Origin of the sequence: Actinomadura meridiana, assembly GCF_039537545.1 — a bacterium.
Classification (GTDB): domain Bacteria; phylum Actinomycetota; class Actinomycetes; order Streptosporangiales; family Streptosporangiaceae; genus Spirillospora; species Spirillospora meridiana.
This window is the reverse complement of the sequence record NZ_BAABAS010000021.1, coordinates 65,398-79,262: the sequence shown is the minus strand read 5'-3', so window position 1 is coordinate 79,262 and position 13,865 is coordinate 65,398. Positions and strand designations below refer to the sequence as shown.

At 68.2% G+C, this 13,865-nt stretch carries 16 protein-coding genes and 1 pseudogene; 8 read left to right on the top strand and 9 right to left on the bottom strand.

Features of this window, described 5'->3' with window-relative positions; translation table 11 throughout:
- Positions 1-54 precede the first annotated feature (54 nt).
- On the top strand, positions 55-888 hold the full coding sequence (locus tag ABD808_RS30180; RefSeq protein ID WP_344903811.1) for a phosphoribosylaminoimidazolesuccinocarboxamide synthase: 834 nt from the start codon (positions 55-57) through the stop codon (positions 886-888).
- A gap of 22 nt (positions 889-910) precedes the next feature.
- Here the strand turns inward: ABD808_RS30180 and ABD808_RS30175 are convergent, their stop codons facing one another.
- A complete protein-coding gene (locus ABD808_RS30175; RefSeq protein ID WP_344903808.1) occupies positions 911-1,204 on the bottom strand; it encodes an ATP-binding protein in 294 nt (97 codons plus the stop codon).
- Positions 1,205-1,220: 16 nt separating this feature from the next.
- Here ABD808_RS30175 and ABD808_RS38685 point away from each other — a divergent pair.
- The 3 genes and pseudogenes from ABD808_RS38685 to ABD808_RS30165 all read left to right on the top strand — a co-directional run.
- A pseudogene (locus tag ABD808_RS38685) lies at positions 1,221-1,376 on the top strand (Scr1 family TA system antitoxin-like transcriptional regulator); the annotation flags it as partial.
- On the top strand, positions 1,367-1,552 hold the full coding sequence (locus tag ABD808_RS30170; RefSeq protein WP_344903805.1) for a DUF397 domain-containing protein: 186 nt from the start codon (positions 1,367-1,369) through the stop codon (positions 1,550-1,552). The pseudogene ABD808_RS38685 and the gene ABD808_RS30170, both read left to right, overlap by 10 nt.
- A 4-nt stretch (positions 1,553-1,556) precedes the next feature.
- Entirely contained in the window at positions 1,557-1,754 is a 198-nt protein-coding gene (locus tag ABD808_RS30165) for a DUF397 domain-containing protein (protein WP_344903802.1), read from the top strand.
- 8 nt (positions 1,755-1,762) lie between these two features.
- Here ABD808_RS30165 and ABD808_RS30160 read toward each other — a convergent pair whose 3' ends face one another.
- The 5 genes from ABD808_RS30160 to ABD808_RS30140 form a co-directional block, all read right to left on the bottom strand.
- Positions 1,763-4,702, bottom strand: a complete 2,940-nt coding sequence (locus ABD808_RS30160; RefSeq protein WP_344903800.1) for a tetratricopeptide repeat protein — start codon at positions 4,700-4,702, stop codon at positions 1,763-1,765.
- A 95-nt stretch (positions 4,703-4,797) separates the two neighbouring features.
- A complete protein-coding gene (locus tag ABD808_RS30155) occupies positions 4,798-6,744 on the bottom strand; it encodes a WD40 repeat domain-containing serine/threonine protein kinase (protein WP_344903797.1) in 1,947 nt (648 codons plus the stop codon).
- Between the two features lie 181 nt (positions 6,745-6,925).
- Positions 6,926-7,204, bottom strand: coding sequence for a thioredoxin (gene trxA / locus ABD808_RS30150; RefSeq protein ID WP_344903793.1), 279 nt, complete (start codon positions 7,202-7,204; stop codon positions 6,926-6,928).
- Positions 7,119-7,616, bottom strand: coding sequence for a MerR family transcriptional regulator (locus ABD808_RS30145; protein ID WP_344903790.1), 498 nt, complete (start codon positions 7,614-7,616; stop codon positions 7,119-7,121). Before ABD808_RS30145 ends, trxA begins: the two co-directional genes overlap by 86 nt.
- 103 nt (positions 7,617-7,719) lie before the next feature.
- Positions 7,720-9,090 carry a glycosyl hydrolase family 18 protein gene (locus tag ABD808_RS30140; RefSeq protein ID WP_344903787.1) on the bottom strand — a complete coding sequence of 457 codons (1,371 nt, stop codon included), beginning with the start codon at positions 9,088-9,090 and terminating at the stop codon, positions 7,720-7,722.
- A gap of 296 nt (positions 9,091-9,386) precedes the next feature.
- On the opposite strand from ABD808_RS30140, the gene ABD808_RS30135 reads away from it, so the two are divergent.
- From ABD808_RS30135 to ABD808_RS30125, 3 genes are all read left to right on the top strand, one after another.
- A complete protein-coding gene (locus tag ABD808_RS30135; protein ID WP_344903784.1) occupies positions 9,387-9,740 on the top strand; it encodes a winged helix-turn-helix transcriptional regulator in 354 nt (117 codons plus the stop codon).
- Positions 9,741-9,874: 134 nt separating this feature from the next.
- Entirely contained in the window at positions 9,875-11,056 is a 1,182-nt protein-coding gene (locus ABD808_RS30130) for an MFS transporter (protein WP_344903781.1), read from the top strand.
- 58 nt (positions 11,057-11,114) lie between these two features.
- Complete coding sequence (locus ABD808_RS30125) at positions 11,115-11,270, top strand: hypothetical protein (protein ID WP_344903778.1); 156 nt, start codon at positions 11,115-11,117, stop codon at positions 11,268-11,270.
- A 31-nt stretch (positions 11,271-11,301) separates the two neighbouring features.
- On the opposite strand, the gene ABD808_RS30120 is transcribed toward ABD808_RS30125, so the two are convergent.
- Positions 11,302-11,460, bottom strand: coding sequence for a hypothetical protein (locus ABD808_RS30120; RefSeq protein WP_344903775.1), 159 nt, complete (start codon positions 11,458-11,460; stop codon positions 11,302-11,304).
- On the opposite strand from ABD808_RS30120, the gene ABD808_RS30115 reads away from it, so the two are divergent.
- Positions 11,440-11,919, top strand: a complete 480-nt coding sequence (locus ABD808_RS30115; RefSeq protein WP_344903772.1) for an RNA ligase family protein — start codon at positions 11,440-11,442, stop codon at positions 11,917-11,919. The genes ABD808_RS30120 and ABD808_RS30115 overlap by 21 nt on opposite strands.
- 195 nt (positions 11,920-12,114) lie before the next feature.
- On the opposite strand, the gene ABD808_RS30110 is transcribed toward ABD808_RS30115, so the two are convergent.
- On the bottom strand, positions 12,115-12,582 hold the full coding sequence (locus ABD808_RS30110) for a hypothetical protein (RefSeq protein WP_344903769.1): 468 nt from the start codon (positions 12,580-12,582) through the stop codon (positions 12,115-12,117).
- Positions 12,583-12,796: 214 nt separating this feature from the next.
- Positions 12,797-13,771, bottom strand: coding sequence for a helix-turn-helix transcriptional regulator (locus tag ABD808_RS30105; protein WP_344903766.1), 975 nt, complete (start codon positions 13,769-13,771; stop codon positions 12,797-12,799).
- Positions 13,772-13,865 lie beyond the last annotated feature (94 nt).

Sequence of the window (13,865 nt, the reverse complement as noted above, 5' to 3'; positions counted from 1 at the left end):
TCTCCGAACGCCCCTGTGCCAGACTCCTACCGGCACGACGAGATGAGGAGCGTCATGGAGTTGGTCCACTCGGGCAAGGTCAGAGACGTCTACGCGGACGGGGACGACCTGATCCTCGTCGCGTCCGACCGGGTGAGCGTGTACGACGTCGTCCTGCCGACGCTGATCCCCGACAAGGGGAAGATCCTCACGCAGCTGTCGCTCTGGTGGTTCGAGCAGCTCGCCGACATCGTCCCCAACCACATCGTGTCGGCCACGAACGTGCCGGACGAGTGGGAGGGACGCGCCGTCCGCTGCCGCCGCCTCACCATGCTCCCCGTCGAGTGGATCGCCCGCGGCCACCTGGCCGGGCTGGGCCTCAAGGAGTACGAGAAGAGCGGCGCGGTCTCCGGCGTCCCGCTCCCGGACGGCCTGGTCGAGGGCTCGAAACTCCCCGAACCCATCTTCACCCCCACCACCAAGGCCACGGTGGGACACGACGAGTTCATCACCTATGACGACGTCGTCCGGGAGATCGGCGACGACACCGCCGCCCGCCTGAAGGACGTCACGCTCGCCGTCTACGAGCGCGGCGCGTCCCTGGCGGCCGAGCGCGGCATCATCATCGCGGACACGAAACTGGAATTCGGCCGCGCCGCCGACGGCACCCTCACGCTGGGCGACGAGGTTCTGACGTCTGACTCGTCCCGGTTCTGGCCCGCGGACGAGTGGCGTCCGGGCGGCCCCCAGCACTCCCTGGACAAGCAGTTCGTCCGCGACTGGAGCAGCACCCTCGACTGGGACCGCACCCCACCGGGCCCCGCGATCCCCCAGGACATCGTCGACGCCACCCGCGCCCGCTACATCGACGTCTACGAACGCCTAACAGGCCGTCCCTGGCAATCCTGACAAGCCGCCCCGCCCCGGACGCTCAACGGGCGCACAGGGCCCACACGACCTTCCCCTTCCCTTTGAGCGGCCACACCCCCCAGTCATGGGCGAGCTGCGCCACCAGCACCAGCCCCCGCCCGCACACGGCAGCGTGATCCTCGTCGCGGACGACAGGACGCCCCACGCCCTCGTCCCGCACCGCGATCACGACGAGATCGGCGCGCGCATCCGGAAAGACCCGGACGACAATGCGCCCGAATCCCACATGCTTGTACGCATTCGTAACCAGCTCCGTAACCACGAGCCGCCCGACGTAATCATCGTCGACCCCCAACTCACGAAGCGAGGTAGCCTACCTGGAAACTACCGTTCGCGGCATCACTTCAGACGATCCGGCCGACCTTGCGGAGATTGCGCGAACTCTTGATAAGTTGAGGAGCAGCGCATTGCCCGCGAGCATGTCTCGCGACCTTATCAAGAAAGTGGTGGAGGAAAAATGGACCTGAGCGATGCCGTGTGGCGCAAGGCCCGCAGGAGCACCGAGAACGGCGGCAACTGCATTGAACTCGCTTCTCTGAAGAATACAATCGCCATCCGCGACAGCAAGAACCCCAACGGTCCCAAACTCACCATCACGCGCAAAGACTTCTGCCACCTCACTCACTCCATCAAGAACATCTAGCAGGATGTTGGACGAGATGAACTTGAGCAATGTTATGTGGCACAAGGCCAGCCAGAGTACTTCAAACGGCGGCGAGTGCGTAGAGGTCGCGAGCCTCGCTGAGGTTGTCGCCATCCGCGATAGCAAGAATCCCGATGGCCCCAGGCTTACCATCAACCACGGGGACTTCCGTAGGGTTGTCGAGGTTCTCAAAGGGCTTTAGGCGGCTCGTCAGCTCGGCATGTCCTCAAGCCACTTTTTGACGCGTTGTGACTGGTCGACCTCGGATTGATGGACTCTCGGGCGCGCCTCGGCCAGTCGCCGACGGATCCGCAATGCCTCGGTAATGGCGGCCAGCCCTTCTTCTCTCCTTTCCAGGTTTCCCAGTCGGACGGAGAGGTTGTTCAACGAGCTGGCCAGGTCGGGTAGCAGTGCGTCGGGACGGTCCTCGGCCAACTTGCGGCGAATCCGGACCGCCTCGACGATGGGCTCCAACGCCTCCTCGCCATGTCCCAGGCCCGCCAGCCGATTCGACTGGTTGTTCAATGAGGTCGCCAATGCGGGCAGGAAGGCGTCGGGACGTTCTGCCGCGAGGCCGCGACGAATCTGAACCGCCTCGGTGACGGCCTCCAACGCCTCCTCGCGCCTTCGCAGATCCGACAGGCAGGTGGACTGGTTGTTCAACGCGCTGGCCAGGTCGGGGAGGAAGGCGTCGGGACGGTCCTCCGCCAGCTTGCGGCGAATCCGAACCGCTTCGGTGACAGCCTCCAAGGCCTCTTCTCGTCGTCCCATATCCGACAGGTGGTTCGACTGGTTGTTCAATGAGTTGGCCAGCCCTGGAAGAAAGGCGTCAGGACGGTCCTCAACGAGCCTGCGGTACACCGCGACAGCTTCGATGACGGCCTCCAGCGCCTCCTCATGACGTCCCAGATCCGACAGGCGGTTCGACTGGTTGTTCAATGAGTTGGCCAGGCCTGGAAGAAAGGCGTCGGGGCGGTCCTCCGCCAGCTTGCGGCGAATCCGAACCGCCTCGACGATCGCGTCCAATGCCTCCTCGCGACGCCCCAGGCCCGCCAGCCGATTCGACCGACCGTTCAACGACATCGCCAGGTGGGGCAGGAAAGCATCGGGACGAGTCTCGACGAGGTCGCGGTACGCATCGACAGCTTCGGTAATGGTCTCCAGCGCCTCTTCATGCCGCCCCAGATCCGACAGGCAAATGGACTGGTTGTTCAATGAGCCCGCGAGGTCGGGTAGAAAGGAATTGGAGCGATCCGCGACAAGCCGACGGCGAATCCGAACCGCCTCTTCGATGGCGTCCAACGCCTCCTCACGACGCCCCAGATCCGACAGCCGGTTCGACTGGTTGTTCAACGAGGTCGCCAAATTGGGCAGGAATGCGACAGGACGATCCGCGACAAGCCCGCGGCGAATCCGAACCGCCTCGGTGGCGGCCTCCAATGCCTCCTCCCGCTGCCCCAACTGCGCGAGGGCGGTCGACAGTTGCCCGCTCCAGTGCGCCACGTCCGCAGGTTCCGCGTCTGCCGGCAGAAGGTTCCGGATCCGCCGAGTCACGGCAGGGTCGGCGGCGGCCAGGGCGACCGTGGGATAGGGGATGGCTTTCGCTATGCGCCGGAGTTCTTCGATGCTGACCGGGGCGTCGTCCAGCACTTCGGCCAGCAGGTCGCCCAGCCGGGGTCCGGTCTGCACCGCGACCGTGATCGCGGCGTTGGCGAGGCCCGTCAGATCCTGACGCAATGCCTGCTGGATCAGCCCGGAGGCGTCCGGGTGGTGCGCGCACGCGCGGGTCAGGACCGTCAGGGCTTGGGCCGCTTGATCCGGTTCCAGGCCGGTGAAACAGGTTCGCCGCAACAGTTCGTGCGCGGCGAGTTGGTTGACGGCATGCCGTTCCGCCAGCAGGTCTGGACGCAACAGGTCAACCCGTCCGTCCTGCATTGGGTAGAGCTGCCGCAGCCACCCCGCCACGGCGCCCACTCGCTCCTCGTCAGCCCGCGCCAGGTCGGGGACCCGCCGGATCATCGCCCGCACAGACTCTTCACCGGCGTTCTGCGCGTCGAGCACGAGCACGGCCGCCGCGACGACCTGTTCCAGGACGGGCAACCGCACCGTCAGCGCGGCCCGTCGCGCGGCCTTGTCCCAGAGCCGCCGTTCATGTCCCAACAGCCGGTCCAGCACTCCCAGGTCGGCAGCCGCGCGTCCACCGGACGTGCCCTGCTCGTCGTCGAGCACCGCGACCAGCGCCGCCGCGTGCAACACCAGCACCGGCAGCCGTTCCGACGAGGCCGCCGTGAAGTTCACCTCTGGGACGGGACGGCCCAGCGCCGCCGCGTAGAACGGCAGCGCCGCCTCGATCACCTGGACGTCGTCGCGACGGTCGTCCAGCGCCGCCGCCAGCTCCAACACCGGCGTCCGCGCCGCCAGCTCGCGGGTGGCGTCCGACTCGGTGTCCAGCGACGTCCACCACTCGCCCTCCTGCCTGGCCAGCAACAACACCCGCAACCCGCCCGCGTCCGCCGCCGCCACCTCCGTCAACATCGCCGCCAGGCCAGGACGGGTCTCGGCGTAGTCGACCAGTAGCAGCACCCGTTGCTCCACCAGACCGGCCGCCTTCACCGCCGCGACCTCGTCACCGGGCTTGACCGACTGGCACTCCCATTTCTCGGACGGCAGCGAACCGGCGAGACGCAGGGCCAGCCGGGTCTTGCCCACGCCACCCTTCCCGGTCATCAACCGCACTGGGAAGGCCGTCTCGTCGAGACACCACTCCCGCAGGCGTCCCAGTTCGTCCGCGCGTCCGACGAAATCGACCAGCTCACGTTCCGGGCGCAGCAACCCCGTCACGCTCTGCTCGTCGGACGAGGTCAGTTCACGTGTACCGGCCAGCTCGTCCTGGCGCGCCCCGATCTCCGCTGTGGCGGCCCGGTCCGCTTCCACGGCCTGCCGACGTGCGGCGATCACTTCACTGACATACGTTCCCGCTGCTCCCGCCGCGATCGCCCCCACCACGCCGAGGAGGGCCCGTACCGCCAGCGGCCACGACTGCGGCAGCATCGGGACCACCGCCGCCACCACGCCCGCGACGATCAGCGGCACCCACCAGATCAACCACCTGCGACGCCCACGGGCCATGAACCCAGCATCGCGCGCCATCAGGATTCATCACAGCCGAAACACGGCATCCCGCCGGACCTGACCCGAACCGGTCGATCAAACACCCCGCCCCGTCTGTGGTTTCGTTCGTCCGGTCAGGCTGGTGCTTGTTGGCGGACGGTCGCCGTGTCCCATAGTCGGACGGTGTGGTCACCGCTCGCACTGGCGAGGGTCTTGCCGTCGGGGCTGAAAGCCAGTGCGCTCACGGTGTCGGTGTGGCCGGTGAGCGGACGGGTGAGCGGCTTGCGGGTCGCCACGTCCCACAGGCGTATGGTCTTGTCCTCGGTCGCGGTGGCCAGGACCTTCCCGTCAGGGCTGAACGCCACTGCCGCTACGGAGCCGTCCCGGATTAGGGGCTCGCCGATGGGTTTGCGAGTGCGCGGGTTCCACAGAGCCGTCTCGGAATAGTAAGTCGCTGTGGCCAGGATCTTTCCGTCCGGGCTGTACGCCAACGCGCCGACACCGTAACTGTGGCCCTTCATGGGGCTCCAGAGGGGCGTGCTGAGGGCGAGGTCCCACAGCACTACCTGGGTGCTCGCAGCGGCCAAGGTTTTGCCGTCCGGGCTGAACTCCATCGCCCCGATACCGTTGGAGTGCACGAACGGCTCTTTGCGGTGCTTGCGGGTGCGTGTGTTCCACAGCCAGATGGTCCCGTCGCCGTCCCCAGTGGCCAGCGTCTTGCCGTCAGGGCTGTACGCCACTGCCCATACGTGGTCGTAGTGGTCGCCGAGGGGTTTGCCCAGAGGGGCGCGGGTGGCCACGTCCCAGAGGCGGGCCGTCTTATCGTCGCTTCCTGTAGCCAAGGTCTTGCCGTCAGGGCTGAACGCTAGGGCGCTGACCCGGTCGCTGTGGCCCGCAAGCGGAGGACCGACGGGCTTGCGGGATGCCACGTTCCACAGTCGCACCGTCTTGTCGGCGGCTCCGGTCGCCAGCGTCGTGCCATCGGGGCTGAAGGCCAGCGTCTCGACTCCCCCACTGTGGCCGGTGAGGGGCTGCCCGAGGGAGGACGGGCCGGTGGGGGCCGGGGTGCGATTCCCCCGAGGCTCCTCGTGCTGGTCGTCGCGGGTGAGCACATAGCCCACCGGGACGGCCATCGCGAGGACGGCGACACCCATCGTGGCGGCGAACGCGCGCCGCGAGAACTGCGGGAACGGCGGAGCGACCGGAGGCACCAAGTCCGGTTCGGTGGCGGGCGATGCCGGGGCGGCGGGTGACGGTGGCACGGCAGGCGATGATGGGGCGGCGAGCCCGGCGAGGGTCGCGGCGACGGCCTTGGCGGTGGGACGGCGCCGAGGGTCGCGGCGCAACAGGTCGCGCAGCACCGGCGCCAGCAGACGGGCCCGCTGGACGGGTGCCGGTTGGCCCTGCGCGATGGCCAGCAGCAACGCCGCCATGGTGTTTCCGCTGAACGCGGGACGTCCTTCCACAGCGGCGTACAGGGTGGCACCCAGCGACCAGACGTCGGACGCCGCCGTCGCCTCGCGGTCGTTGACCTGCTCGGGCGACAGGTAGGCGGGCGTGCCCAGGATCGCGCCGGTCGCGGTCAGCGTGGTCTCTCCGGGAACCGCCGCCAGCCCGAAGTCGGACACCACGACCCGCTCGCCCTCCAACAGGATGTTGGCGGGCTTGATGTCGCGATGCACGATCCCCACCTCGTGCGCGACGGCCAGCGCCTCGGCGATCTGCGCCCCGACCCGGGCGGCCTCGGGTTCGGTCAGCGGGCCGTCGTCCCGGATGGCGTCGGCGAGGGAGCGTCCCCGCACCAGTTCCATGACGATCCAGGGCAGGCCGTCGTCGTCGTGGAACTGGTCGTGGACGGTGATGATCCCGGGATGCTTGAGCATCCCGATCGACCGGGCCTCACGCTCCATGCGGGCCACGAGGTGCTCGCGTTCTCCGGCGCTCAGGGTCAGGGGGAGTTTGAGCTGTTTGAGCGCCACGTCCCGGCGCATCCGCTCGTCGTGGGCGCGCCAGACGGCGCCCATCCCGCCCTCGCCCAGCACGCTTACGAGCCGGTACCGGCCGTCCACGACACTTCCCACGTCCTGCACCACACAGGCACGAAATCACACAGGCCGCACGGCCAGGTAACGGCCCCGGCCGATTGTGATCAGATCGGCGGTGACCCGGCGTGGCATTCGGCGATCACCGAGGCGAAGGTGCGGATGAGAATGGTCGCGGTGGCAGTGCGCCACACGGGACCCGGCGGACGGTGACGCTCCGTCAGAAGTGGCCCTGGATGTCGGCGAGGAGGAGGCGTTTGGGCTTGGCGCCGATGATCTGCCGGACGACCTCGCCGTCCCGGTAGAGGTTGAGGGTGGGGAAGCCCATCACGCCGTAGCGGGACACGATCTCCGGGTGGTCGTCGCCATTGAGCTTCGCGACGGTCAGCCGGTCGCCGTGCTCGGCGTCGATCTCATCGAGGATCGGCGCGATCATCTTGCAGGGCGGGCACCAGTCCGCCCAGAACTCGACCAGTACCGGCTTGTCGCCGTGGAGCACGGTGGAGTCGAAGTTCTCTGCCGTCAGGGTGATCATCCGTCTTCTCCTTCGAGAGCACGCAACCGGGGCACGCCCGGACGAGCTGGTCGGCCAGGTCGGCGCGGCGGCGGATCAGGGTGCGGATGTCCGCGTCGATCTCGGCCAGCTTGCGCTGGTAGACCGCGACCGACTCGGGGCACGAGGCGCCGTCCTCATGCCCGGCGCGCAGGCAGTCGACGAACGGACGCGCGTCCGCCAACGTGAACCCGTTGGCCAGCAGCGACCGGATCTCCACGACGAGCCGGACGTCCGACTCCTCGTACTCCCGGTAGCCGTTGGACGCGCGGCCCGCCGGGAGCAGTCCCTGCTGCTCGTAGTAGCGCAGGGTGCGGGTGCTCACCCCCGCCCTCGCCGCGAGTTCCCCGATCCGCATCGGCCCTCCCTGTCCATGGCGACGCTAACCCTTGACACCGGCGTCAATGTCAAGCGAACGGGCCCGGCGGGTAATCCCCGCCGGGCCCGTCAACGGCTGATCGTCAGCGGCCCTGGAGCCTGCGGACGTTGTCGCCGAACGACCAGGACTTCGACCCGTCCCAGTTCATGGACCAGGTCATCAGGCCCTTCAGCTGCCCGTTGAAACTGTTCCACGCCTGCGAGACGAGGCCCGGCGTCATGTAGCCGCCACCGGCGCCCGGCTGCGCGGGCAGTCCCGGGGCCTGCTTGTCGAACGGCACCTTGATGGTGACGCCACCGACGACGAGACCGTCGTTCAGGCACTGCGTCTGCTTGACGAAACCCTCCACGGTCGCGGCGGAGTAGGAGTCGCCATGGCAGCCGTACATGCTGCCGTTGTAGTACTGCATGTTCAGCCACCAGAGGCGGCCGTTGTCCGCGTACTTCTTGACGATCGGCAGGTACGCGCCCCAGATGGAGCCGTACGTGACGCTGCCGCCGGTCACGTACGCGGTCTCCGGCGCCATGGTGAGCCCGAAGTTGGACGGCATCTGGCCGAGCACGCCGTCGATGATGTGGATGAGGTTCTCCTGCGACGTGGACAGCGTGGCGGGGCTGCCCGCGCCGGTGAGCCCGGTCTCGATGTCGATGTCGATGCCGTCGAAGTTGTACTTCTTCAGGATCGGCACGATCGTCGCGATGAACTTGTCGGCGACGCTGCGGGAGCCGAGGTCGATGCCCGCGGTCGCGCCGCCGATCGACATCAGGATGGTGGCCCCGGCGGCCTTCGCCGCGCACATCTGCTCGGGCGTGGCGACCTTCACGGTCGCGTCCATGCCGTCCTCCCACTGGACGGTGCCGTCCGAGAGGATGACGGGGAACGCCGCGTTGTAGACGTTGTACCCGTGCTGCTGGAAGACGGGGTTCTCGATCGGGCTCCAACCGAACGGCGGGTGGACGCCGTTGGACGCGCCGTCCCAGTTCTCCCAGTAACCCTGCAACACCTTGCCCGCGGGCTTGCCCTTCACCGCACAGGTGGGTTCGCCACCCGGCGGGTCCGTCGTCGGGGGATCCGTGGGCGGGTCGGTCGTCGGGGGGTCGGTGGGAGTGGTCGGCGGGTCCGTGGGCGAGTCGTCGCAGGCGCCCAGGTCACGCCACAGGGTCGGGGTGGCCGCGGGGTTCCAGTTCGCCCCCGGGTAGGCGGTGTGGGCGACCATGGCCTGGTATCCGTGGTCGTTGTAGGTGACCTTGGTTCCGGTCGTGTAGTTGCCGCCCTCTCCCCAGGCCGGGAACGTACAGGCCACCAGAGCCGTTGGTTGGGCGGACGAAGGCGCGGACAGCGCGACCACCGCGCCGGCCGACAGCACGAGCGCCGCACCGGCCGAGGCCAGGGCGGCGTAGGCCGCGGACCAGCGTCTGGGCACGCGCTTGACGCGCTTGGGGTGGTGTTTCACGGGACTCCTCGGCTGGACGGGGGTACCTGAGGAGCCGGTGCAGAGCCAAACACAAGCCTCAAAATGAGACTCTCCCAGGCGCATGGCACAAAACCGGCATGGACGCCAGTAGCAGAGTAGCCGCGTCGTTCCGGACCGGGAAGACCTCTATACGGACAGCGCACACCCGAACGGGTTGTCGATCACATACCTCCAGTACCCGTCGTCACCGCGCCGCACGACGTCGGGCCGCTCGGCCAAGGGGCGCATGGTCGTCCTTCCGGTAGACAGTGAGCCGAACGCTAGGAGGCGCCTTCGTGACTCACCAAACGGTTGGCCTGCCCGAAGACCCGTGGGCGGACGTCGCCGAGCCGAGCCCGTCCTGCCCTGTCGAGATCACGCTGAACGCGCTTCGCGGCCGCTGGACGACCCTCGTCGTCCGCGAACTCCTGCGCCGCGACCACTCGTTCAGCGAGCTGCGCGCGGCGTTCCCAGGCCTTTCGGACAAGGTTCTGACCGACCGCCTGGCCCACCTGACCAGCACGGGCGTGGTCGAACGCCGTCGCGTCCCGGGCTGGCCACCGCGCACGCGCTACACCCTGACTTCGCGTGGACGCCGCCTGGGCCCGGTGCTCCAGGCCCTGTGGGACTGGGGCGAGGCGTCTCCGTAACCGTCGCGACGGCGCGGGCGGCGCGAGCGGGCGGCGCGAGCGGCGGTTGCGCGGGGCTCTCTCAACGGAATAAATGTTAACGTTCAGATACTTCATGTTGAGTAGATGTCCGTTGAGCTAATCCGGGAGTGTCGATGACCCGCGTCGAAGAGGCCGAGGCGGTCTCCGAACAGATGTCCCTCAAGCGCTGGCTGGCCGTGGTGGCGGTCGCGGTCGGCACGTTCCTCGTGGTGACCGCCGAACAGTTGCCGGTGGGCCTGCTGACCTCCATCGGTGATGACCTGGGCGTTTCCGAGGGGACGGCGGGTCTGATGGTGACCGTGCCGGGGCTGGTCGCTTCGGCCGGTGCGCTGCTCGTCCCCGTGGGGATCGGACGGCTTGACCGCCGGACCGTCCTGCTGGGCCTGATCAGCTTGATGGCGTTGGCGGGGCTCCTCACCGCCGTCTCGCCGAACTTCCCGGTGTTGCTGGTGTCCCGTTTCCTGGTCGGCATCAGCATCGGCGGGTTCTGGGCGCTCGCGGCTGGGATCGCGGTTCGGCTCGTCCCGTCCAGCTATGTGCCTCGCGCGACTTCGATCGCATTCGGTGGTGCCACGGCCGCGAACGTCCTGGGGGTGCCTGCCGGGACCCTCATCGGTGGGCTCACCGACTGGCGCGTCGCGTTTCTGATCCTTTCGGGGCTTGGGTTGCTGGCTCTCGCGGCGTTGTTCGTCCTTCTGCCGGGTATCCCCGCGACTGGGTCCATTCGTCTTGGCGCTCTGGTCGGGTTGTTCGGCAACCCGTTCGTCCGGGGGGCCACCATTGCGACGTTCCTGCTGGTCAGCGGTCACACGGCGGCGTACACGTTCGTCAGCCCCGTCCTTCAGGACATTTCCGGCATCGACGAGGACTTCATCGGGCCTCTCCTCCTCATCTTCGGGGCCGCCGGGGTCGCGGGCACCTTCCTCGCGGGGGCCGCAGCCGGACGCAACGTCCGTGCGACCATCGCCGCTGTCACCGTGCTGCTGACTGCCGTCCTGGCCCTGTTTCCTCTGCTGGGCACGTCTGCCGCGTCGGGTGCCGCGCTCCTCTTCCTCTGGGGGCTGGCTTTCGGCAGTGTGCCGGTCACCGTCCAGATGTGGATTCTGAAGGCCGCCCCGAACCACGCCGAAGCCGCCACGGCCCTCAACACGGTGGTCTTCAACCTCGCCATCGCGGTCGGGGCGCTCTTCGGGGGGTTGGTGGTCAACGGGGTGTCCACGACCGCCGTCCTGACCTTCGGCGCGGTCCTGGCCGTCCTGACATTCCTGGCCGTCTGGACCACCCGACGCGCCTGACCGGATGTTCCGAACTTTCCAGAGCGGGCAGGCGTTGAGCTGAAAAGGAGGAAGAACAGTGGCTTCCATCGTTGACCGCATCAAGAGACTTCTCCGCAGCCCCCAAGGCCAGAAAGCACGGGCCAGAGCAGAACGCCTGGCCCGCGACCCCCGCACCCAGGCCAAGGCCCGCCGCCTCCTGACCAAGGTTCGAGGCGGCGGCCCCCGCCGCTAGCCGTGGTGACCGGCCGGGCCCCCTCGGCCGGTCACGGATCGTCCTCCTCCCCCGTTTCGCCGACTACTTCATCGGCTCCCGTGAGGAACTCCTCTACGCGCGAGGCGACCGCGTCGGAAATCCCGCCCTGGGTATCGTCGACGCCCTGAAACCGCTGGCCGAACGCCTGATGAACGGCACCGACTTCCACCAGCCCGTCGTCACGCTCTACCTGGAGGTCTACGGCGGGAAGATCGGCGGCCAGGCCAAGCAGTACAGCGCGAACGGCACCGTGGGCTACCGCCTCTTCGACGTCAACTCGGCGGAATCAGAGACCCTGGACTGGGAGCGCTCCCGCATCTCCTCATGGCGCGATGACGGCGGCCAGGAGTTCCTCGACGTGAAAACCCTGCAATCCGTCGCGGAAGATCTGAGCATCCCAACAGTTCCCTACCTGAGCGTCGTCAGCGCCGGGGACCTACCGAAGGACGTGGAGGGAATGTCAGCCTTCCTGACCGAACACGTCCCCGAATCCCGCGCGGGCCTGGACGAAACAGCGGGCCTTCGCGCGGAGGGCATCGTCCTGCGCAACGACGACCGCACAAGGATCGCCAAGGCCCGCTTCCAGGACTACGAACGCACCCTGAAACGCCGCCGCCAACGCCGATAGACCCGCGCGTACGTTGGCCAGGGCGTCCGCCCAGCACATCGGCACCAACCGGCGCCTGGTGGACGGGGCGTCACAAGTTCGGGCACCCGGCGGTCACGACGCGGGGCCGGTGTGCCGGACGCCCGGCCGTGAGAAGGTGACGGCCGGGCGTCCGGGTCGGTGCGGGGCTGGTGCGGGTCAGCGGGCTGGTGCGGGTCAGCGGGCGCAGGCGGGCGGCGGCGGGTCGAGGTCGACGGCGCCGTCGATGACCTCGATCACCTTCCCGGAGGCGTCGAGGTGCTCGGCGTGGGCGGCCATGTGGTTGGGCGACGTGCGTCCGACCGGGTTCGGGTGGACCTCCCGGATCCCCGTCGCCGTGGAGATGTCGTTGTCGTTGCGGAAGAACTCGGTGCCGTTGTCGCTGAAGACCACCGACCAGCGCTGACCGGCCGCCTGGGTCTTGATCTCGAACTCCTCCCCGGCGACCAGTCGGTTGGGCGGCGTGCCGTCGTCGTCGTACTTCGACTTCAGCGTCCAGGCGGTGCCTTTGGTGCCGACACCCGATGTCGACTTGCCCTGCCCACACGGACGCTCCTTGGCCTGCGCCGCAGGGCCAACGGCCACGCTGACCGTCAAGGCCAGCACACCGGCTGACACCGCCCCGGCCAGTACGCGCATCCTCATCGAAATCCCCCCATCGGTTCGTTGGGACCGTCAATGAGTAGATATGCGCGGGGGTTACGCGGCCCGAGGCACACGGACAGCCTTTCGACGGCTTTACCGAGATCGAAACCCGCGTCGAGCCCAGCCCAGACCCCAGCAACGTCGGAGCCCTCATCGTCTGCGGACAGAAGGCATGGCCGCAGCTTCACTTCGCGAACAGGGGCCCGGTGTCCTCTCAGGACGGTGCTTCGTAGCGGGTGGCGATCGCGGTGGCGCGGGTGTGCAGGGAGGAGCGCAGCCACTGCGGGGACAGGGCCTCCGCGCTTGTGGCGAGTTGCCATAGGGCCCATTCGGCGTGGCGGGAATCCTGGAAGGTCACCTCCAGGCGCAGCCAGCCGTCCGCGTCGGCTTCTTCGGTGCGGACGGCCAGCGCGGTGGCGACCAGGTCGTCCCGTCGCGCCGGATGCACCCGGACGAGAACGGCGACCTGGTCGCCACCGGTCCGGAACCGCGTGCTGCGTTCCTGCCAGGCCTGGTCCAGGTCGACGCGGTCTGGTCGCTGTGCGGGTTCGTCGAGCTCCTCGGCGTCCAGCACTCGGGACAGCCGGTAGGTGCGGTCCTCGCCAGCCCTCGTGGCCAGCAGGTAGCCCTGGTCTCGGACGGTGACGAGGCCGATCGGGTCCACCATGCGCCACTTCGGGGCCTGGTCCTTGGCCGCGTAGCGGATGCGCAGCTTGTGTCCTGCGAACACCGCACGTCTGACCTCGGCAACTATGGCGCCCGGCACCTCCTCAGTCTCGGCGCGACGGGCGAGGAGGTCAGTCTCCGGGTCGATGAGCAATCGTTGCGCCGCACCGGCGGCCGTGTCCCGATGGCTTTCGGGTAGCGCGTCGACCACCTTGAGCATGGCCGAGGCAAGGGCCGAGCCGAGACCGAACGCCTGCGCTCCGCGCCGTGATCCGGCCACCAGCAGGGCGAGCGCCTCGTCATGGTTCAGCCCGGTCAGCTCCGTTTGGAAACCGGGCAGCAAAGCGAACCCGCCGTGCCTCCCGCGTTCGGCGTAGACCGGGACGCCAGCAGCGGACAGCGCCTCTATGTCGCGCAGGACGGTGCGGGTCGACACCTCCAACTCGCGAGCCAGCCGGGCCGCCGAGAGCCGACCGTGCTGCCGTAGCAGCAGCACCAGCGAGACCAACCGGTCGGCGCGCACACGAACAATTTTACCGGAATACGTGACACAGGATGTCGTGATTGTTTTGGGAGGCTGGGAGCACAACCTACGAACCGAACGGAGCTGGTGTGGT